Source organism: Sphingomonas sp. HITSZ_GF, from assembly GCF_029543155.1.
GTDB lineage: Bacteria > Pseudomonadota > Alphaproteobacteria > Sphingomonadales > Sphingomonadaceae > Sphingomonas.
Genome location: NZ_JARQXA010000005.1, coordinates 52,485 through 70,925, shown reverse-complemented (window position 1 = coordinate 70,925; position 18,441 = coordinate 52,485). Strand labels below are relative to the sequence as shown.

Annotated in this window: 23 protein-coding genes; 19 read left to right on the top strand and 4 right to left on the bottom strand. The window is 66.6% G+C overall.

Features of this window, described 5'->3' with window-relative positions:
• The first annotated feature begins 74 nt into the window (after positions 1-74).
• Both P6144_RS14450 and P6144_RS14445 read left to right on the top strand, forming a co-directional pair.
• A complete protein-coding gene (locus P6144_RS14450) occupies positions 75-278 on the top strand; it encodes a CsbD family protein (RefSeq protein ID WP_277768493.1) in 204 nt (67 codons plus the stop codon).
• Positions 279-362: 84 nt separating this feature from the next.
• Positions 363-1,046 (top strand): ankyrin repeat domain-containing protein, encoded by a 684-nt coding sequence (locus tag P6144_RS14445; RefSeq protein ID WP_277768491.1) that lies wholly within the window; start codon positions 363-365, stop codon positions 1,044-1,046.
• Between the two features lie 83 nt (positions 1,047-1,129).
• On the opposite strand, the gene P6144_RS14440 is transcribed toward P6144_RS14445, so the two are convergent.
• Complete coding sequence (locus tag P6144_RS14440; RefSeq protein WP_277768489.1) at positions 1,130-1,936, bottom strand: SDR family oxidoreductase; 807 nt, start codon at positions 1,934-1,936, stop codon at positions 1,130-1,132.
• Positions 1,937-2,026: 90 nt separating this feature from the next.
• Here P6144_RS14440 and P6144_RS14435 point away from each other — a divergent pair, with 90 nt between their 5' ends.
• Positions 2,027-2,494: a helix-turn-helix domain-containing protein gene (locus tag P6144_RS14435; protein WP_277768487.1), complete on the top strand. Its 468-nt coding sequence runs from the start codon at positions 2,027-2,029 to the stop codon at positions 2,492-2,494.
• A gap of 78 nt (positions 2,495-2,572) precedes the next feature.
• On the opposite strand, the gene P6144_RS14430 is transcribed toward P6144_RS14435, so the two are convergent.
• Both P6144_RS14430 and P6144_RS14425 read right to left on the bottom strand, forming a co-directional pair.
• Complete coding sequence (locus tag P6144_RS14430) at positions 2,573-2,812, bottom strand: hypothetical protein (protein WP_277768485.1); 240 nt, start codon at positions 2,810-2,812, stop codon at positions 2,573-2,575.
• Between the two features lie 72 nt (positions 2,813-2,884).
• The gene (locus P6144_RS14425; protein WP_277768484.1) at positions 2,885-4,534 is read right to left on the bottom strand and encodes a thiamine pyrophosphate-binding protein; all 1,650 of its coding nucleotides are present in this window, start codon (positions 4,532-4,534) and stop codon (positions 2,885-2,887) included.
• Positions 4,535-4,581: 47 nt separating this feature from the next.
• Here P6144_RS14425 and P6144_RS14420 point away from each other — a divergent pair, with 47 nt between their 5' ends.
• Complete coding sequence (locus P6144_RS14420; protein ID WP_277768482.1) at positions 4,582-5,334, top strand: glutathione S-transferase family protein; 753 nt, start codon at positions 4,582-4,584, stop codon at positions 5,332-5,334.
• Positions 5,335-5,406: 72 nt separating this feature from the next.
• Here the strand turns inward: P6144_RS14420 and P6144_RS14415 are convergent, their stop codons facing one another.
• A complete protein-coding gene (locus P6144_RS14415) occupies positions 5,407-5,919 on the bottom strand; it encodes an outer membrane beta-barrel protein (RefSeq protein WP_277768480.1) in 513 nt (170 codons plus the stop codon).
• Positions 5,920-6,154: 235 nt separating this feature from the next.
• Here P6144_RS14415 and P6144_RS14410 point away from each other — a divergent pair, with 235 nt between their 5' ends.
• The 15 genes from P6144_RS14410 to P6144_RS14340 all read left to right on the top strand — a co-directional run bounded on the left by P6144_RS14410 (position 6,155) and on the right by P6144_RS14340 (position 18,414).
• Positions 6,155-6,415 carry a hypothetical protein gene (locus P6144_RS14410; RefSeq protein ID WP_277768479.1) on the top strand — a complete coding sequence of 87 codons (261 nt, stop codon included), beginning with the start codon at positions 6,155-6,157 and terminating at the stop codon, positions 6,413-6,415.
• A 91-nt stretch (positions 6,416-6,506) separates the two neighbouring features.
• Positions 6,507-7,214, top strand: coding sequence for a CoA transferase subunit A (locus P6144_RS14405; RefSeq protein WP_277768477.1), 708 nt, complete (start codon positions 6,507-6,509; stop codon positions 7,212-7,214).
• A complete protein-coding gene (locus P6144_RS14400) occupies positions 7,211-8,287 on the top strand; it encodes an HAD family acid phosphatase (protein ID WP_277768476.1) in 1,077 nt (358 codons plus the stop codon). Before P6144_RS14405 ends, P6144_RS14400 begins: the two co-directional genes overlap by 4 nt.
• A gap of 1 nt (position 8,288) precedes the next feature.
• Positions 8,289-8,939: a 3-oxoacid CoA-transferase subunit B gene (locus P6144_RS14395; protein WP_277768475.1), complete on the top strand. Its 651-nt coding sequence runs from the start codon at positions 8,289-8,291 to the stop codon at positions 8,937-8,939.
• Between the two features lie 67 nt (positions 8,940-9,006).
• On the top strand, positions 9,007-9,690 hold the full coding sequence (locus P6144_RS14390; protein WP_277768473.1) for a ferritin-like domain-containing protein: 684 nt from the start codon (positions 9,007-9,009) through the stop codon (positions 9,688-9,690).
• Between the two features lie 133 nt (positions 9,691-9,823).
• Positions 9,824-10,789, top strand: a complete 966-nt coding sequence (locus tag P6144_RS14385; RefSeq protein WP_277768928.1) for an NAD(P)-dependent oxidoreductase — start codon at positions 9,824-9,826, stop codon at positions 10,787-10,789.
• A 53-nt stretch (positions 10,790-10,842) separates the two neighbouring features.
• Complete coding sequence (locus P6144_RS14380; protein WP_277768472.1) at positions 10,843-11,682, top strand: c-type cytochrome; 840 nt, start codon at positions 10,843-10,845, stop codon at positions 11,680-11,682.
• Between the two features lie 77 nt (positions 11,683-11,759).
• The gene (gene leuC / locus P6144_RS14375) at positions 11,760-13,202 is read left to right on the top strand and encodes a 3-isopropylmalate dehydratase large subunit (RefSeq protein ID WP_277768470.1); all 1,443 of its coding nucleotides are present in this window, start codon (positions 11,760-11,762) and stop codon (positions 13,200-13,202) included.
• Positions 13,203-13,346: 144 nt separating this feature from the next.
• On the top strand, positions 13,347-13,976 hold the full coding sequence (leuD, locus tag P6144_RS14370) for a 3-isopropylmalate dehydratase small subunit (RefSeq protein ID WP_277768469.1): 630 nt from the start codon (positions 13,347-13,349) through the stop codon (positions 13,974-13,976).
• Complete coding sequence (locus P6144_RS14365; protein ID WP_277768468.1) at positions 13,939-14,934, top strand: NADPH:quinone oxidoreductase family protein; 996 nt, start codon at positions 13,939-13,941, stop codon at positions 14,932-14,934. Before leuD ends, P6144_RS14365 begins: the two co-directional genes overlap by 38 nt.
• Positions 14,935-15,105: 171 nt before the next feature.
• Positions 15,106-15,429 (top strand): DUF1476 domain-containing protein, encoded by a 324-nt coding sequence (locus tag P6144_RS14360; protein WP_277768467.1) that lies wholly within the window; start codon positions 15,106-15,108, stop codon positions 15,427-15,429.
• Positions 15,429-15,668 (top strand): BolA family transcriptional regulator, encoded by a 240-nt coding sequence (locus P6144_RS14355; protein WP_184169471.1) that lies wholly within the window; start codon positions 15,429-15,431, stop codon positions 15,666-15,668. Before P6144_RS14360 ends, P6144_RS14355 begins: the two co-directional genes overlap by 1 nt.
• A 5-nt stretch (positions 15,669-15,673) precedes the next feature.
• The gene (gene grxD, locus P6144_RS14350) at positions 15,674-15,988 is read left to right on the top strand and encodes a Grx4 family monothiol glutaredoxin (RefSeq protein WP_277768465.1); all 315 of its coding nucleotides are present in this window, start codon (positions 15,674-15,676) and stop codon (positions 15,986-15,988) included.
• A 453-nt stretch (positions 15,989-16,441) separates the two neighbouring features.
• Positions 16,442-16,810 carry a BlaI/MecI/CopY family transcriptional regulator gene (locus tag P6144_RS14345; RefSeq protein WP_277768463.1) on the top strand — a complete coding sequence of 123 codons (369 nt, stop codon included), beginning with the start codon at positions 16,442-16,444 and terminating at the stop codon, positions 16,808-16,810.
• Positions 16,807-18,414 (top strand): M56 family metallopeptidase, encoded by a 1,608-nt coding sequence (locus tag P6144_RS14340; protein WP_277768462.1) that lies wholly within the window; start codon positions 16,807-16,809, stop codon positions 18,412-18,414. The genes P6144_RS14345 and P6144_RS14340 overlap by 4 nt, the downstream gene beginning before the upstream one ends.
• Positions 18,415-18,441 lie beyond the last annotated feature (27 nt).

Here is an 18,441-nt window from a genome sequence, read left to right as displayed (position 1 = left end):
GCGCGGACCGTTGTTTCAGTCGAACGGATCACAAGCGCGGTCAGGCGCCAATCCGCGGCTAGGAGACTGGAATCATGGGTGAACTTACCGACAAGATCAAGGGCAACGTCAACGAGATGGTTGGCAAGGCCAAGCAGGCGATGGCGGGCGATGCCGACGATCCCAACCGCACCCACTCCGACGACAAGCTGGAGGCCGAAGGCGCCGCGCAGGAGCTGAAGGGCAAGGGCCAGCAGTTCATCGGCAAGGTGAAGGGCGCGCTCGGCGACGATATCTGATTGCCCAGCTAGGCTGGGGTGAGGCCGTTCCGGGCAACCGGGACGGCCTCTTCGTTTGCGCTGGTTTCGCGCCTATCATGCGGCATGGTTTCGAAGACCAGCCTCACCGACAGCATACGCCGGCACCTGGTCGACGCAGTGCGCGACGGGCTGGCCGCGCGCCCCGATCTGCTCGGGTATCGCGACGAGCGCGGGCGCAACTGGCTGCACCTGGCCTGCTCGGTGCCCGGCACGCCGATCGAGATGGCGGAACTGCTGCTCGGCCTGGGCCTTGGCCTTGACGATGCCGCCTTCACCGAAGGCAGCTGGCAGGCGACGCCGCTGTGGTTCTCTATCGCGCGGGGGCTGAATTATCCGCTGGCCGAGTATCTGCTGAAGCACGGCTGCAATCCCAATTATTCGCTGTTCGCTGCTGCCTGGAACGAGGATCGCGCGACGATCCGGCTGCTGCTCGATCATGGCGCGGATATCGAGGAGGGGGTCGAACGCGGCGACACGCCGCTGCTCGGCGCAGTGGGCTGGAGCAAGTTCGGCCCGGTCGAGGAGCTGCTGCGGGGCGGCGCCAACCCCGATGCGCAGGACAAGCAGGACCGCACCGCGCTGCACCTGATGCTGAAAAAGGGCAGCGCGCCCGGGCATTTCGCGATGTTCGTCCGTGCCGGCGCGCGCGGGGACATCCCCGATGGCGAGGGGCGGACGGTGGTGGAAATACTGCGCCGAAAGCGCGATGCGGTCTGGAAGGAGATCGCGGCGGGGTTGGCACAATAACGTCATCCCGGCGAAAGCCGGGATCTCGTGCCGTGGGAGCTGGCCGCCTGAGACCCCGGCTTTCGCCGGGGTGACGTTGTGGCTCAGGCTTCCACCGTTTCCCGATAGCGCGGCGCCACGTCGCGTTTCGACAGGAACGGGCCCATCGCCAGCCGGGCGTTGGTATAGGCTGTGAACAGCCCCTCATCGGCCAGCGGGGGGATCGTCACGGTCTCGCCCTTGTCGAACCCGACAAGCGCCGCATCGACCAGGTCATCGACTTCCATCACGAAATCGGGCGGGAAGCTGTCGACGTCCTTGCCTGCCTTGGACCAGATCTCGGTGCGGGTGGCGCCGGGCAGCACGGCCTGGACGCGCACGCCGAGCGGCTCGAGCTGGGCGGCGAGCGAGGCGGAAAGGTTGATCAGGAAGGCCTTGGAACCCGAATAGGTGCCGTCGAACATCTCGGGCGCCAGCGCGAGCACCGAGGCGATGTTGATGATCGCACCCTTGCCGCGCGCCTTGAACGCTTTGCCGGCCGCGGCGGCGAGCAGGGCGGGGGCAGTGATGTTGAGCGCGACCAGCCGCTCGATCGCCGGGGCCTCGTTGTCGAGCAGCCCGCCATTGAGCGACATGCCGGCATTGTTGACCAGCAGGCTGATGTCCGCGTCGTTGGCCAGCCGCTTCGCCACGCGATCAAGATCGTCGCCGTCGGTCAGGTCGGCGGGAAGGACTTCGATGCGGCGGCCTGTCTCGGCGGTCAGGCGTTCGGCGAGCGCCTGCATGCGCGCGACGTCGCGGGCGACCAGGATCAGGTCGTGGCCGCGCCCGGCCAGCCGATCAGCATAGACGGCGCCGATGCCGGTCGAGGCGCCGGTGATGAGGGCGGTGCCGAGCGAAGAAACAGTCATGGTTCGTCTCCGAAGCGGCCCGGAGATCGAGTCGCTTGCAATTTAATAGTGAGTCACTATCATTATGCAATGGATGGAAGAGAAGAAAAATTGCCCGGCTTTTGCCCGGTCGCCCGTGGGCTCGCCAAGGTGGGGGATGCGTGGAGCATGCTGATCCTGCGCGACCTGTCGCTCGGACTGAGCCGGTTCGAGGAATTGCGCACCAGCCTGGGCATTGCGCCCAACATCCTCACCGCGCGGCTACGCGCGCTGGGCGAGGCGGGGCTGGTGGTGAAGCGGCGCTATAGCGAGCGCCCGCCGCGCGACGAATATGTGCTGAGCGCGGCCGGGCGCGATTTCCTGCCGGTGCTGCACGTGATCGGCGAGTGGGGGCGGCGCCACAATGGCGAAGGCGGCACCAGCCGGCTGGTCGATACCGAGACCGAGACGCTGGTCGAGCCGATGGTGGTCGACCGGATCAGCGGCAAGCCGCTGGCCGGCGCGAAGCTGCGCCTTGCCCCGCCGGACGACCCGCTGGTCTCGGGCGCGCCGGGGAAGCGGTCGTGGTTGTTGGACTAACGCGCGGACGTTTCCTTCCCCCGGAGAAGGCCGGGGTCCGGGGAAAGAAGAGAGACCAGCGAAATGCCGGTCCACCGCTCAATCCGGAATGTAGAAGCTCCACAGCTCGCTCTGCAGCTTGACGGCGGCGAAGCGGGTGGGGCGGCTCTGCGGGCCGATCTCGCAGATCATGTGCGACAGGATGTCCGAGCCGATCAGCGGATCGGGCAGGCGCACGGTCTCGGCGTTGATCCAGCGCCATTCTTCCTTCCAGACCTGACGGTTCTGGATGGTGAGATTGTCGCCCTTGCGCCCGACGTGCAGGTGCCGCCAGCCCATGTCTCTGCCTCTTCGATTGCCCTTTGCCCATTATAGCGGGGGCGGGGCCAGCGAAGCGGCGGGCCGGCGGCTTTATTTGCCCCGCAGGCCCGAGACCGTCAGCCCTGGCGTGATGAACTCGATATCGGTCTTGAGATGGAGCAGCCGCAGGCCCGTCTGCGCCAGCGCCCGATCGAGTGCTGGGGCGAACTCCGCCGTGGTCTCCACCGTCTCCGCCCAACCGCCATAGGCGCGGGCGAGCGCGGCGAAATCGGGGTTGCGGAGCGTCGTGCCCGAGAGGCGCGCAGGATATTCGCGCTCCTGGTGCATCCGGATCGTGCCATAGGTCGAATTGTCGATGACGAGCACGATCAGGTCCGCATCATGCTGGACGGCGGTGGCGAGCTCCTGGCCGTTCATCATGAAGTCGCCGTCGCCGGCGAGCGCGACCACGGCGCGATCGGGGAAGCGCAAGGCGGCGGCGACCGCGGCGGGCACGCCATAGCCCATCGCGCCGGCAGTGGGGGCAAGCTGCGAGGGCTGGGCGGCATAGGGCCAGTAGCGATGCCACCAGCTCGAGAAATTGCCGGCGCCGTTGCAGATGATCGTGTCCGCCGGCATCGTCGCGCGCATCGCCGCGACGCACTGGCCAAGGTCGAGCGCCACGCCCTCGCGCGGCTTGGGAGTGGACCATTCCACCCATTCGGCATGCGCGGCCTCGGCATCGAAGCGGGGCAGCTCGGGCTCCTCGGCCGCCAGCGCGACGGCGAATTCGAAAGGCCGTGCGCAGATCGGCAGGTCGGCGAGATAGGTGCGGTTGAGCTCGTTGGGATCGGGGTGGACGTGGATCAGCGTCTGGCCCGGATGATCGGGGGTGATCAGCGCATAGCCGTCGGTCGTCGCCTCGCCGAGGCGGGCGCCGATGACGAGCAGCAGGTCGGCGTCCTTGATCCGCTGGACCAGCTTGGGATTGGGGCCATAGCCGAGGTTGCCCGCCCAGACGGACGAGGCATTGGGGATCGCGTCCTGCCGGCGGAAGGCGCCGGCGACGGGCAGCGCGATACGCTCGGCGAAGCGGACAAAGTCCTCGCCGGCCTCGGCATCCCAGCCTGCGCCGCCGATGATCGCCACCGGGCGCTTGGCCTGGGCGAGGAGCGCGAAGATCTGGTCGAGGTCATAGGGATCGGGCGCCTGGAGCGGCGGGGCGAGCTCGGGCCGGTCGATCGCCTCCACCTCGTCACGCAGCATGTCCTCAGGCAGCGCGATCACCACCGGGCCGGGCCTGCCCGACGTCGCCACCGCCCAGGCACGCGCGACATATTCGGGGATGCGGCGCGCGTCCTCGATCCGCGTTGCCCACTTTGCCAGCGGGGCGAACATCGCGGGGAAGTCGACTTCCTGGAAGCCTTCGCGGTCGCGCATGCCGCGATCGACGTCGCCGATGAACAGGAGCATCGGCTGCGAATCCTGCATCGCGACATGGACGCCGATCGAGGCGTTGGTCGCGCCCGGGCCGCGGGTGACGAAGGCGACGCCCGGCCGCTGCGTCATCGCGCCATCGGCACAGGCCATGAAGCCCACCCCGCCTTCCTGGCGGCAGGTCACCACATCGATCTGCGGCGTGTCATGCAGCGCGTCGAGCACGGCGAGGAAGCTCTCACCCGGCACGTGGAAGATACGGTCGCAGCCCTGCGCGACCAGATTGTCGACGAGGATCCGGCCCCCGGTTCGTTTCGCGGTCATGGCCCCTGTCTAGACCGGCCGCGGCGGGGAGCGTAACCCCCTGGGCCATGTTGATCATTGGCAATCATGTCTCACCCTATGCCCGCAAGGTATTCGTCGCGCTCGATCACAAGGGCGTCGACTACGCGCTCGATCCGATCGTGCCCTTCTACGGCACTGCGGACTTCACCCGGGTGAGCCCGCTGCGCCGCATCCCGGTGCTGGTCGACGGCGAACTGGTGCTCAACGATTCGACCGTGATCGCCGAATATGTCGACGAGCGCTGGCCCGAGCCGCCGCTGATGCCCAGGGGCGCCGCCGATCGCGCCAAGGCGCGCTGGATGGAGGAATATGCCGACAGCCGGCTCGGCGACCTGATCATCTGGCGGCTCTTCTACCAGAAGACGATCGTCCCCTATGTGTGGAAGCGCGAGATCGATCATGCGCTGATCGAGAAGACCGTGAAGCAGGATCTTCCGGAAGCGCTCGACTGGATCGAGGCACGGGCGCCGGGGGAGGGGTTCCTGTTCGACCATGTCTGCACCGCAGACGTCACCTATGCCTGCTTCTTCCGCAACGCCTCGCTCGCCGGGTTCGAGATCGACGCCGCGCGCTGGCCGCGCACCGCCGCCTGGATGGAGCGGGTGCGCGCGGTGCCGGCCTTTGCGGGCACGATGAAGTTCGAGGCGGCGATCGTCGGCGTGAAATCGGCCGACCGCGCCGACGCGCTGCGCGCGGCGGGGGCGAAGGTGGCTGAGCAGAGCTATGGCGATCGCACGCCACAGCGCTCGATCATGCTGGAGGACGGGCCGGCGGCGTAGCGGGGCCCTCAACGGAAAAGGGCCGCGCAGTTGCCCGCGCGGCCCCCTTGCTGTCCGGATTGATCGGTTCGCTTAGAAGCGAACGCCCAGGCCCGCGACGACCTGGTCGCGGTTCAGGTCGATCTTCTCGTAGCGCGAGTAGCGATACTCGACCTTGCCGAAGAAGCGGCCGAAGTTCTTCTCGACGCCGGCGCCGAGGCGATAGCCGTCATAGTTGTGGCCGTCGTCAGCGACGCTGACGCGGGCGTTGGTGTAGCCGGCCTTGCCGTACAGCAGGGTCGAACCGCCGACCACGAAGCCCGCGCGGCCGCCGACATAAAGGTCACGGCCGGCTTCGACGACGTCTTCCTTGGTGGTCGCGCCGGTGATCTCGGCATCGGCGCCGATCACGACGTTGTTGAACTGCTTGTCATAGCCGATGGCGCCGCCATAGACGAAGCCCGAGCGGCCATCACCCTCGGAGCCGACATGGTCCCAGCCACCCTCGGCCTCGATACGCGGGCCGGAGAAGCTGCTGTCCTGCGCGAACGCGGGGGTTGCGGTGGCTGCCACGAGGGCGAGCGCGGACACTGCGAGAATTCGCATTATATTTCCTACCTTTGGACTTATTTACTCAGGTTCGGATGGCCATCCGGGCTTCTACGTAGGCGTCCGATTCCGCAGCGCAATATGGCAATTTAATTACAAATCAGCTGTGTTGCTATTGTGCCACACCTGCGATTCTGATCATGTTCTGTTCAGGTTGGCACGAGATCGGTTCGGCCTCCGTCTTGCGGGGGTGTGCGGGCCATGCGAACCTTGCCGCCATGGGGAAATCATCTTGCCGTTCGCCGGGGTAGCCATCGTCTTTGGCTGCACCTTCCTGTTGATGCGCGCGATGTGGCGGCAGATGCGGCGCGTCAACGCGCATACCGCCGCGGAGGGCCGCCGTCGCGCCGAGGAGCAGGGCGCCAATCGCCCGCCGATCGAGCGCTGGGACGAAGGGCAGGGCCGCTACGTCCCGAGCGAGGGCGATCCCAATGAGGAGCTGCTCCGCCAGGGTTCGCGCGCCCGCTCGAACCCCTGGCCCTATGATCCCTGAGACCCGCAAAGTTGAAAGTCGGTTCAGGTTCGCTTGACCGGAGCTTGAGCGCCGGACTATCGCCCGCGGCGAAGTCAGGAGAGAATCGCCGATGAAGAAGCTCTACCCCAACGCCGAAGCAGCGCTGGAAGGGCTGCTGTTCGACGGCATGACGATCTGCGCCGGCGGCTTCGGCCTGTGCGGCATCCCTGAGCGGCTGATCGACGCGATCCGCGATGCCGGCACCCGGGACCTGACCATCGCATCGAACAATGCCGGCATCGACGGCGAGGGGCTCGGCAAGCTGCTGCGCACCCGCCAGGTGAAGAAGATGATCTCGTCCTATGTCGGCGAGAACAAGGAATTCGAGCGCCAGTATCTGTCGGGCGAGCTGGAGGTGGAATTCTGCCCCCAGGGCACGCTGGCCGAGCGCTGCCGCGCCGGCGGTGCGGGCATCCCGGGCTTCTATACCAAAACGGGCGTCGGCACGCTGGTGGCCGAGGGCAAGGAAGTGAAGAATTTCGACGGCGAGGACTATATCCTCGAGCGCGGCATCCGCAGCGACCTGTCGATCATCAAGGGCTGGAAGGCCGACGAGAGCGGCAACCTGATCTTCCGCAAGACCGCGCGCAACTTCAACCAGCCGATGGCGACCGCGGGGCGCGTCTGCGTCGCCGAAGTGGAGGAAGTGGTGCCGGTGGGCAGCCTCGATCCCGACCAGATCCACCTGCCGGGCATCTATGTGAAGCGGATGATCATCGGCGCGCCCTACGACAAGAAGATCGAGTTCCGCACCACCCGGTCGCGCGAGACCGCATGAGCCGCGCGGCTGCGATCGCGGGCCTGGCGCTCGCTGCGACCGCCCTGTCGGGCTGCGTCGCCGCAGTGGCCGCCGCGCCGCTGGCGGCGGGCGCCGGCGTGCTCAAGGTCACGCAGGACAAGTCCGGCAAGAAGCGCAAGCGCGGGCAGCAGGCGCCCGCACCCCAGCCGGGCCAGGTCTATACGACCGCGGACGGCCAGAAGGTGCAGATCGTCGGCATGACCGCGCTGCCCGCGCCCGACGGGACGGTCGCTGCGCCGGCCACGCCGGCGCCGGCGCCGGGCAGCGTACCGCCCGAGATGCAGTTCCTCTACGGATCGGGCGAGGGATCGGCGCTCAGCCTCCAGGCCTATGCCGCGCTGTGGAATTATCTGCACAACGAGCTGCGCTATCGCCGCGACAAGAGCCAGATCAGCTCGGTGGTGCTCACCCGCGATTCGACGCTGACCTCGCCCCGGTTCGAAACCTGCGGCAAGCGGCCGATGGCGGTGGTGTTCGACGTCGACGAGACTGTGCTGCTCAACCTGGGCTTCGAGAGTGATGCGGCGCGGCGCGGCCCCGGCTATGACCAGAATCGCTGGACGCGCTGGGAAGAGACCGGCGCCGACAAGGTGGAGGCGGTGCCTGGCGCCGCCGAGACGATCGCGGCGATCCGCAGCGACGGCATCACCGTGATCTACAATTCCAACCGCACCGCGAGCACGGCGGCGTTCACTGCGGAAGCGCTGAACAAGGCGGGGCTCGGCCCGGTGACGATCGGCGACACGCTGATCCTGCGCGAGGATGGGGCGCCGAGCGGCAAGGACGAGCGCCGCTGGAAGATCGCCGAGCGCTATTGCATCGTGGCGATGGGCGGCGACCAACTGGGCGACTTCAGTGACCTGTTCAACGCCAAGGACCTGTCGGTCCCCGTGCGCCGCAACACCACGGCGAACACGCTGATCGCGCCGCTCTGGGGGCGTGGCTGGTTCGTCCTGCCCAACCCGGTTTACGGCTCGGGCCTCAAGGGCTCGATGGACGAGGTGTTCCCCAAGGACAAGCAATGGGCCGATCCGGCCGAGGAGAAGAAGTAAGATGGCCTGGACCCGCGACGAGATGGCGGCGCGCGCCGCGAAGGAGCTGCAGGACGGCTTCTACGTCAATCTGGGCATCGGCATCCCCACCCTGGTGGCGAACCACATCCCCGCGGGTGTCGAAGTGACGCTCCAGTCGGAGAACGGCATGCTCGGCATCGGACCGTTTCCCTATGACGACGAGGTGGATCCCGATCTGATCAACGCCGGCAAGCAGACGATCAGCGAGCTGCCCCAGTCGGTCTATTTCGGCTCGGAGCAGAGCTTCGCGATGATCCGCGGCGGGCATATCGACCTGACCGTGCTCGGCGCGATGGAGATCAGCGAGACCGGCGACATCGCCAACTGGATGATCCCGGGCAAGATGATCAAGGGCATGGGCGGCGCGATGGACCTGGTCGCCGGGGTCAAGAAGATCATCGTGGTGATGGAGCATAATTCGAAGGACGGCGCGCCCAAGTTCGTGCCGGTCTGCGACCTGCCGCTAACCGGCAAGAACGTCGTCGACATGATCATCACCGATCTCGCGGTGTTCCAGCGCCCGGACCATGATTCGCCCTTCCGCCTGGTCGAGCTGGCGCCGGGCGTGAGCGAGGCCGAGGTGGCGGAGAAGACCACGGCGAAGTACGACGTGGCGCTCGCCACCGCCTGAGCTCCGGCCAGGAACATGGACGCGAATTCATTGGCGGGGGGCTGCGCAACGGCGTAGCCTCCCGGCCATGCTAGCCTGGTTCCGCCATCGTTATCTGGACCTGCTCGGCTCGATCTACATCTATAACGAGCATCGCGGGTACACCAGCATCGACCGGGTGCTCGAAGCGGTGAAGGCGCGCGCGCCCGACGATCATGCGCTGATCGCGGCGATCGAGAAGCACCGCGCCGACGAGCGCAAGCACTATGTCATGTTCAAGCGCTGGTTCGAGCTGCAGGGCAGGATGCCGCTGATGGTCGATCGCACCTGCGGCCATATCGACCGCTTCGTCGAGATCATGTTCCGCCGCACGATCGACGAGCTCGATACAAAGCGGATCATCGCCGAGGACGATCAGTTCGAGAAGCTTTGCCGCGTGATTTCGCTGACCGAGCAGCGCGGGCACAAGCAGGTGGAGATCCTGCTCCGGCATCCGCTGGTCACCGGCGACAAGGTGCTGATGAAGATCTTCCGGATCATCGAGAAGGACGAGCCGAGCCACTGGGCGCCCTATGACGGCTGGCTCAAGGCGAACGGCAAGCGCGACCCCAAATGGTGGGAGCGCGGGATCGATACCTTCATCCATTCCGAGCTGTTGTTCCTGAAGCTGCCCGTGCTGTTCCTCAACTTCCGGGTGAAGCGGCGCGCCGACTGGGCCGATGCCGACGAACCGGCGGAGGCCAAGGCTTCGCCGGTGCCGGTGCTTTCCTAGCCAAATAGCCGTCATCCCGGCGAAAGCCGGGATCTCGTGCGACTTGTTCCCCGTGCCTTCGCCTGAGATCCCGGCTTTCGCCGGGATGACGAATGCGGTTTCAGCGGCGGGATGGTTCAACTATCTCCACCCCATGCAAATCCTCCTGACAGGTTCGTCCGGCTGGCTCGGCCGTTTCCTTGCGCCGCTGCTGCGCACGCACGGGCACAGTGTGGTCGGGTTCGACATCGCGCCAGGCGCCGACACCGATGTGATCGGATCGGTGGCCGACCGCGCGCTGGTCGACCGCATCTTCGCCGAGCACGGGATCGAGGCGGTGATCCATGGCGGGGCGCTGCACAAGCCGGACATTGTTCGCTATCCGGCCCAGGCGTTTATCGACGTCAACGTCAGCGGCACGCTCAACCTGCTCGAGGCGGCCAAGGCTGCGGGGCATGACCGGTTTGTCTTCACCTCGACCACCTCGCTGATGATCAGCCAGGCGATCCGCGACGAGGCGGGCGACGCGGCGGTGTGGCTCGACGAGGCATCGGGCCCGATCGAGCCCCGCAACATCTACGGCGTCACCAAGCTCGCCGCCGAGCAGCTCTGCCGGCTGGCCTGGCTGAACGACGGGCTCAACTGCGTGGTGCTGCGCACCAGCCGCTTCTTCCCCGAGGAGGACGACACCCACCGCGCGCTTTCGGGCGAGAACATGAAGGCCAACGAGCTGCTCCATCGCCGGCTGACGGTGGAAGACGCCGCGCGTGCGAACCTGTTTGCGCTTGAAAAGGCGCCGGAAATCGGCTTCGACACCTTCATTGTATCGGCGCCGACACCGTTTGCGCGTGACGAATGCGCCGAACTAAAACGCGATGCGCCGGCAGTAATTGCACATCATTTCCCGGATGCAACGAAGTTATACCAGGCGAAGGGATGGGAACTTCCCAGGACTATTGGCCGCATCTATGACGCCGGCCGCGCCGAGCAAAGACTCGGCTTTCGGTGTGAGACCGGGTTCGCTGAAGTTCTGGATGCGTTGCGCGACGGGCGGCCACTGCCGTTCGCGCACGACCCGGCTTACATCTCGCCCAAGGAGGGTTCCGTCGCGGTCGAATAGGCCCGGCGTTGCCCAGCGTGTTCAGTGGCGCGATACGCTTGGGATATTGAACAATGCGCTGGATCGTTCGTGGGCTGGCCGTGCTGGCCGGCCTTGTCATGCTGTTTGTCGTGATCCTCTATGCCGGGTCGGAGTGGGTGCTCCGCCGCGGGCACCAGGTGCCGCAGGTCGCCATCGCGGTGCCAAGGGATGCGGCCTCGATCGCCGAGGGCGGGCGGCTGGCCAAGATCGTGATGTGCCGCGACTGCCATGCCGCGGATGGCCAGGGCCAGGTGATCGTTTCCGATCCGATGTTCGGCACGATCGCGCCGCCGCCGATCGCCGAGATGGCGGCGAAGCTCAGCGATGCCGAACTCGCCCGGTTGATCCGCCACGGCGTCAAGCGGGATGGCAGCTCCACCTTCACCATGCCCAGCCATTCGCTCGGCCGCATTGCTGACGACGATCTCGGCAAGATCATCGCCTGGGTCCGCACGCTGAAGCCCGGCCCCAAGGACAGCAAGGTGCGCAGCAGCTACGGCCCGATCGGCCGCTTCCTGCTGCTCACCGGCACGTTGCCGGCGATGGCGAACCCCGCCAACGTCTCCACCGCGACGCGCCCTGCCGATACCGGCCGCTACTATGTGAACGTCGCGTGCCTGGCGTGCCACAAGCTGCACGAGGCCGGCACGATGGAGGACGGCACGACCAAGGTCCCAGCGCTGGCGCCGATGGCGGCTTCCTATGATCCCGCCGCCTTCGCCAGGCTGATGCGCACCGGCCAGGGAATGAGCAAGCGCGACCTCGGGCTGATGGGCGTCGTCGCGCGCAACGGCTTCTCTGCCTTCACCGATGGTGAAATTGCCGCGGTGCAGGCCTATCTGAAGGGGGAGGCGGAGAAGGGGCCGCGCTGAGCGGAGAATAGTTCAACTATGCGATGGAAAATTGCACAGACGCTTGCCTACGCGCAAGAATCGACTAAAGCGCCCGCATGACCGCGCATCCACGCACCCTGTACGAGAAGATCTGGGCCGACCATGTGGTCGAGCGCCGGGACGATGGAACCTGCCTGATCTATATCGACCGCCACCTCGTCCACGAGGTGACCAGCCCCCAGGCCTTTGCCGGCCTGCGCGCGGCGGGGCGGCCGGTGCGCCGCCCGGACCTTACGCTTGCGGTCCCCGATCATAACCTGCCGACCACGGCGCGCGTCGATGCCGCGGGACACGAGCTTCCGATCGCCGATGCCGCCAGCGCCGGCCAGCTTTCGGCGCTGCGGACCAACGTCGCCGAATTCGGCGTGCCCTATATCGACGCGCTCGATGCACGGCAGGGCATCGTCCACGTCGTCGGCCCCGAACAGGGCTTCACCTTGCCGGGCACCACGCTCGTCTGTGGTGACAGCCACACCTCGGCGCACGGCGCGCTGGGCGCTCTCGCTTTCGGCATCGGCACCAGCGAGGTCGAGCATGTCCTTGCCACGCAGACGCTGCTGCTGAAGCCCTCCAGGACGCTCGAGATCCGCGTCGACGGCACGCTCGGCTTCGGTGTGAGCCCCAAGGACGTCGTGCTCGCGATCATCGGCCGGATCGGCGCCTCGGGCGGCACCGGCTATGTCATCGAGTTCACCGGCGACGTGATCCGCCGCATGTCGATCGAGGGGCGGCTGACCGTCTCGAACATGTCGATCGAAGGGGGCGCGCGCTCGGGCCTGATCGCGCCCGACCAGACGACGTTCGACTATATCAAGGGCCGGCCGATGGCGCCGACGGGCGAGGCGTGGGACCGCGCGGTCGCCTATTGGAACACGCTGCCCACCGATGCCGGCGCCCGCTACGACAAGAGCGTGGTCCTCCAGGCCAGCGATATCGCGCCGTCGCTCACCTGGGGCACCAGCCCCGAGGACGTGGTGCAGATCACCGGCGTCGTGCCCGATCCCGAGAGCTTCGAGGATCCTTCCAAGCGCGTCGCCGCACAGAAGTCGCTCGACTATATGGGCCTGACGCCCGGCATGCGGATGGAGGATGTGTCGATCGAGCATGTCTTCATCGGCTCGTGCACCAACAGCCGGATCGAGGATTTGCGCGCCGCCGCGGCGGTGGTGAAGGGCCATCACGTGGCGACACGCATCCGCCAGGCGCTGATCGTGCCGGGCTCGGGCCTGGTCAAGCTGCAGGCCGAGGCCGAGGGGCTCGATCGCATCTTCACCGAGGCCGGCTTCGAATGGCGCGAACCCGGCTGCTCGATGTGTCTCGCGATGAACCCGGACAAGGTCCCCGCCGGCGAACGTTGTGCTTCCACCTCGAACCGAAATTTCGTAGGAAGACAAGGTCCTGGGGCGCGGACGCACCTGCTTTCACCCGCAATGGCGGCGGCAGCGGCGATCCGGGGGCGCCTCACCGATGTCAGGGAGCTGATGTCGGAGGATGCGTAAGGGGATGACTAGTGAAGCGGGCACTTATCGCATTGATTGCGGGTACGGTTTTGAGCGGCCTGGTGGCCGCCTATGCCGCGACGGGCAAGGTCGTGGAAGCCAAGGCGGAGCTTGCAGCCACCCGCTGATCCGGGAGGTTTTGTAATGGAAGCGGTACGCCAGGTTTCCGGCAGCGCCTATCCGTGGGGCGCCAAGAACATCGACACCGACATCATCATCCCCGCGCACTGGCTGAAGACCACCACGCGCGAGGGGCTGGGCAAGGGCGCCTTTGAGAGCGTCCGCGCGCAGCCGGGCAATGTGTTCGACGACGAGCGCTATGCCGGTTCGCCCGTGCTCGTCGCCGGCGACAATTTCGGCTGTGGCTCGAGCCGCGAGCATGCCGCCTGGGCGCTCGCCGATCTCGGCATCAAGGCAGTGATCGCACCGAGCTTCTCGGACATCTTCTCGGGCAATGCCTTCAAGAACGGCATCGTGCCGGTGGTGCTTCCCCAAGAGGCTGTGGACCGGCTGGTCGAAGTCGCCAAGACCGACGAGATCACCGTCGATCTCGAGACGATGACCGTCACCACCCCGTTCCAGGATCGCTTTCCCTTCGATCTTGATCCCTTTCGTCGCCAATGCCTGATGGAAGGGCTGGACGAGATCGGCATCACGCTGGCACAAGATACCGCGATTTCGAAATTCGAATCCGGGATGGCACAGAACCGTCCCTGGATCGCGGTGGAGACGGCGAATGAAGGCACTGCTCTCGAAGCAAGCGGGCGGACCTGATACTCTAATCCTGGAAGAGGTCGCCGATCCGGTGGTCGGCAAGGGGCAGGTGGTCGTGGCAGTGAAGGCCTGCGCGATCAACTATCCCGATTTCCTGATCATAGAGGACAAGTACCAGTTCAAGCCGCCCAGGCCCTTCGCGCCGGGCGGCGAGATTGCCGGCGTGATCGAAAGCGTCGGCGAGGGCGTGACCGATTGGGCAGTGGGCGATCGGGTGATCGCCGTCACCGGCCATGGCGGGCTGGTCGAGAAGCTGGCGATCGAGGCAGTCCGCCTGTTCCGCTTGCCCGAGGGGCGCAGCTTCGAGGAGGGCGCGGCGTTGCTGCTCACCTATGCGACGACGATCCACGCGCTGCTCGATCGCGGGCATCTGCGCGAGGGGCACAACCTGCTCGTGCTCGGCGCGGCGGGCGGCGTCGGCCTCGCGGCGGTCGAGCTCGGCAAGGCGTTCGGCGCCCGCGTGATCGCGGCGGTCTCGTCGGAGGAAAAGGCGGCCGCGGCCAAGGCTGCGGGTGCCGATGAGACGTTGGTCTATGGCCGCGCACCCTTCGACAAGGACCAGTCCAGGGCGGTGGCCGAGCAGTTCAAGGCGGCGCTCGGGCCGCAGGGCGCCGATGTGATCTATGATCCGGTCGGCGGCGACTATGCCGAGCCGGCGCTGCGGTCGATCGGCTGGGAAGGGCGCTACCTCGTGGTCGGCTTCCCCGCCGGCATCCCCAAGCTGCCGCTCAACCTGACCCTGCTCAAGAGCTGCGACGTCTGCGGCGTGTTCTGGGGCGCCTTCGCGGCGCGCGATCCCAAGGCAAATGCCGCGCATGTCGGCCAGCTGTTCCGGCTCTGGTCCGAGGGGCGGATCGCGCCCAAGGTCACCGAGACGTTCCCCCTCGCCGATGCCGGCCAGGCCATCGCCAAGATGGCGGCGCGTGCAGTGATCGGGAAGGTCGTGGTGACGATCTAACCCATATCCGTCATCCCGGCGAAAGCCGGGATCTCAGGCGGAGGCGCGCAACGGCGGGGCAAGAGCCGCCCGAGATCCCGGCTTTCGCCGGGATGACGGTTCTTTCGCGTTCGCTTGCCCTCCGGCCATCGCCCCCCTATCTCCGCAGCAAACGCCACTAAGGGGACTGCAATGACCACGTTCGACGATCGCGAAAAGGCATTCGAGGCGAAGTTCGCCCGCGACGAGGACATGGCCTTCCGCGTCACGGCGCGCCGCAACCGCCTGGTCGGCCAGTGGGCCGCCGCGCAGATGAAGCTGACCCCGGAAGAGACCGATGCCTATGCCAAGGCAGTCGTCCAGGCAGATTTCGAGGAAGCCGGCGACGAGGACGTGATCCGCAAGCTGCTCGGCGACCTGCTCGCCGCTGGTGTGGAGACCGATGAGGCCACCGTGCGCCGCGCGCTCGAGGAGCAGTCGGTCGAGGCGCGCCGCCAGCTGATGGGCGAAGCCTGATGCCGATGGCCGCCAGCGAGATCGAGGACCTGATCAAGGCCGGCATCCCCGATGCCCGGGTCGAGATCACCGATCTGGCGGGTGACGGCGATCATTATGCGGCGCGGGTTGTCGCGCCGATGTTCAAGGGCATGCCGCGGGTGCGCCAGCACCAGGCGGTCTATGCCGCGCTCGGCGGGCGGATGGGTGGCGTGCTTCACGCGCTCCAGCTCACCACCGAAGCGCCTGTCGAGGAGTGAGTGAAGTGACCGACGATACCCAGGCGCGCATCAAGGCGCTGGTCGAAGCCAATGACGTGCTGCTGTTCATGAAGGGCAGCCCGCTGTTCCCGCAGTGCGGTTTTTCCAGCCGCGCAATTGCGATCCTCAACCATCTCGGCGTCGAGTTCGAGAGCGTCGACGTGCTCCAGGACCAGGGCATTCGCCAGGGGATCAAGGAATTCTCCGACTGGCCGACCATCCCGCAGCTCTATGTGAAGGGCGAGTTCGTGGGCGGTTCGGACATCATGATGGAGATGTACGAGAGCGGCGAACTCGCCCAGCTCTTCGCCAAGGCCTGATCGCCGGCATACGAATTCGAACCGCGCCCCGGTGAAAGCCGGGGCGCTTTTCTTTGTCCGGATGACGTCATGGCAGCACGGCGCCATGGCGTGACGTCATTGCGTCAAGCCGTCCGATTCGCTGGTTTGCTGGAGACCCCGGGGTGGGTGGGTCGACGCGAGACCGGGGAGTAAAGCGGTCGACCCACCCTATGAATGAAGCGTAGAACGCTTGGGGTGCCTTATACTTTGCATTCGCCGTGCCAGTTCGTGCCAGGCGCTGATTTCTGCGGGTTTCGATGGTTATCGTATTTTAACCAGACCCCGCACTTGTAAGCCATTCCGACAGTTTGGGAGGTTTTTGACGCCGGCACCCCGCGCCGGATCGTCAGAATTCGTTCAGCCAGCGTTCACCCGCTTGACTACATCCGTAATCGTGACGATTACACAAGTAGTCATTTCAACGAGGAAACGATGACCGAACGGATCAGCGACGCCGAGCACGCCGTGATGGAAGTGCTGTGGGAGGAATCGCCGCTCACCGCTCAGGAAGTGGCCGAGCGCGTGCCTGCCGAGCGCGACTGGAGCGCCAACACGGTCAAGACGCTGCTGGGGCGTCTCCTCGCCAAGAACATCATCGCGCACAAGGAAGAGGGGCGTCGCTACCTCTATCGCCCGCTGGTTGCCCGCGGCGATTATGTCGCCGGGGAATCGCGCAAGCTGATGGATCGGCTGTTCGGCGGCAAGCTGACCCCGCTGGTCGCCCATCTCGCCGAGCGTGACCAGCTCACCGAACAGGACATCGCCGAGATCGAGGCACTGCTGAAGGACCTGAAGCAATGACCGGCTGGATCATCGAGACCTTCGTCGCGAGCACGCTGCTGATGCTGCTGGTGCTCGCCCTGCGTGGCCCGGTGCGCCGCGCCTTCGGCCCGCAAATGGCCTATGCGCTGTGGCTGATGCCGGTGATCCGCATGCTGATGCCGCCGCTGCCGGGCGACTGGCAGCTCACCAGCCTGATCGCGCCCTTCATCCGCCAGGCAAGCGAAGGCCCCGGGGTTGTCGCCGGGGTGATCAAGCCCGAGGCGCTGCCTGCGGGGATCGATCAGAACGCAGTGACGATCGTCGAGCTCGGCACCGGCAGCCACCCGGCTTCCGCCGCGCTGGTCGCGCCGACCGCGGCGGCGGGCGGGCCCAGCCTGCTGGTACTCGCCATCGGCCTGTGGGCGATCGGTGCGCTGGCGTTCCTCGCCTATCACCTGATCGCGCATCGCCGGCACTGCAACCGGCTGCTCAAGGCCGCGCGCGTCGATCGCACCGTCGCCCAGGGCCGGGTGCGCGTGATCGAGACCGATGCGGTGCACGGCCCGCTCGCGTTCGGCGTGCTGCGCAAATATGTCGCCTTTCCGTGCGACTTCACCGAGCGTTACGACGAGCAGGAGCGCGATCTCGCGCTCGCCCATGAACTGGGCCACCATGTCCGCGGCGATCTGATCGCGAACTGGGTCGCGCTGATCGTCCTTGCGCTCCACTGGTTCAACCCGGTCGCGTGGCGGGCCTTCCGTGCCTTCCGCGCCGACCAGGAAATGGCCTGCGATGCCTTGGTGCTCGCCGGCCGCGCCCAGGCACTGCGCCATGCCTATGGCCGTGCGATCGTCAAGTCCGCGCATGGGGGTGCGGTCTCGGCGGCATGTCACTTGCACACGATCAACGAAGTTAAAGGGAGGCTCCGCATGCTCTCGAAGACCCACAAGAACACCCCCGCCCGCCTCGCTGCCGGCCTGGTCGGCACCGGCGCGCTCGGCCTCGCCGCGCTCGGCCTCACTGCCTCCGGCACCCAGGCCGCCGAGACCATCAAGGTCAAGGTCGAGAAGGTGACCGGCATCAAGCTCGGGCAGGACGTGCCCGCGCCGGCTGCTGCGCCCGCCCCGCAGGCAGTGCCCGCCCCGGACGCCACGCCCGAGGCGCCGGCCAAGCCCGAGGGCCCGGTCAAGGTCCGCACCTACACCTACACGGTCAGCGCCGACGGCAAGGACCAGGACAAGGGCAAGGACGGCAAGCGCGTCACCAAGATCGTCATGGTCCACGCCGATGGCAGCCAGACCGAGAACGAGATGCCCGACATCGAGGCGATCCGCGCCTCGGTTCCCGAGGTGAAGAACGGCAAGTGCCCGGGCGATGCCGACAAGCCGGTGGTCGAGAATTTCGAGCGCGACGGCAAGAAGGTCATGATCATCTGCTCGAACCGCATCGAGAAGATCACCGTCAACGCGAAGAAGGTGGCGATGGAAGCCAAGCGCGCCGGCCTGAAATCGGCGATGGTGGGCCTGCGCATCGCCCGCCGCTCGATCGAGAACCAGGCGGACCTGAACCCCGAGCAGCGCGCCAAGGCGCTGAAGGGCATCGACGAGGCGATCGCCGAGGTCGAGAAGGACGACGACAACTGACACGAGGGGAAGGGCGCTCGGCAAATG

Bases quoted from the DNA above. Each gene is read 5' to 3' on its own strand.
- P6144_RS14450 (WP_277768493.1), top strand. From the start codon at position 75: ATGGGTGAACTTACCGACAAGATCAAGGGCAACGTCAACGAGATGGTT.
- P6144_RS14445 (WP_277768491.1), top strand. From the start codon at position 363: ATGGTTTCGAAGACCAGCCTCACCGACAGCATACGCCGGCACCTGGTC.
- P6144_RS14440 (WP_277768489.1), bottom strand. From the start codon at position 1,936: ATGACTGTTTCTTCGCTCGGCACCGCCCTCATCACCGGCGCCTCGACC.
- P6144_RS14430 (WP_277768485.1), bottom strand. From the start codon at position 2,812: ATGGGCTGGCGGCACCTGCACGTCGGGCGCAAGGGCGACAATCTCACC.
- P6144_RS14425 (WP_277768484.1), bottom strand. From the start codon at position 4,534: ATGACCGCGAAACGAACCGGGGGCCGGATCCTCGTCGACAATCTGGTC.
- P6144_RS14420 (WP_277768482.1), top strand. From the start codon at position 4,582: ATGTTGATCATTGGCAATCATGTCTCACCCTATGCCCGCAAGGTATTC.
- P6144_RS14415 (WP_277768480.1), bottom strand. From the start codon at position 5,919: ATGCGAATTCTCGCAGTGTCCGCGCTCGCCCTCGTGGCAGCCACCGCA.
- P6144_RS14405 (WP_277768477.1), top strand. From the start codon at position 6,507: ATGAAGAAGCTCTACCCCAACGCCGAAGCAGCGCTGGAAGGGCTGCTG.
- P6144_RS14400 (WP_277768476.1), top strand. From the start codon at position 7,211: ATGAGCCGCGCGGCTGCGATCGCGGGCCTGGCGCTCGCTGCGACCGCC.
- P6144_RS14395 (WP_277768475.1), top strand. From the start codon at position 8,289: ATGGCCTGGACCCGCGACGAGATGGCGGCGCGCGCCGCGAAGGAGCTG.
- P6144_RS14390 (WP_277768473.1), top strand. From the start codon at position 9,007: ATGCTAGCCTGGTTCCGCCATCGTTATCTGGACCTGCTCGGCTCGATC.
- P6144_RS14385 (WP_277768928.1), top strand. From the start codon at position 9,824: ATGCAAATCCTCCTGACAGGTTCGTCCGGCTGGCTCGGCCGTTTCCTT.
- P6144_RS14380 (WP_277768472.1), top strand. From the start codon at position 10,843: ATGCGCTGGATCGTTCGTGGGCTGGCCGTGCTGGCCGGCCTTGTCATG.
- leuC (WP_277768470.1), top strand. From the start codon at position 11,760: ATGACCGCGCATCCACGCACCCTGTACGAGAAGATCTGGGCCGACCAT.
- leuD (WP_277768469.1), top strand. From the start codon at position 13,347: ATGGAAGCGGTACGCCAGGTTTCCGGCAGCGCCTATCCGTGGGGCGCC.
- P6144_RS14365 (WP_277768468.1), top strand. From the start codon at position 13,939: ATGAAGGCACTGCTCTCGAAGCAAGCGGGCGGACCTGATACTCTAATC.
- P6144_RS14360 (WP_277768467.1), top strand. From the start codon at position 15,106: ATGACCACGTTCGACGATCGCGAAAAGGCATTCGAGGCGAAGTTCGCC.
- P6144_RS14355 (WP_184169471.1), top strand. From the start codon at position 15,429: ATGCCGATGGCCGCCAGCGAGATCGAGGACCTGATCAAGGCCGGCATC.
- P6144_RS14345 (WP_277768463.1), top strand. From the start codon at position 16,442: ATGACCGAACGGATCAGCGACGCCGAGCACGCCGTGATGGAAGTGCTG.
- P6144_RS14340 (WP_277768462.1), top strand. From the start codon at position 16,807: ATGACCGGCTGGATCATCGAGACCTTCGTCGCGAGCACGCTGCTGATG.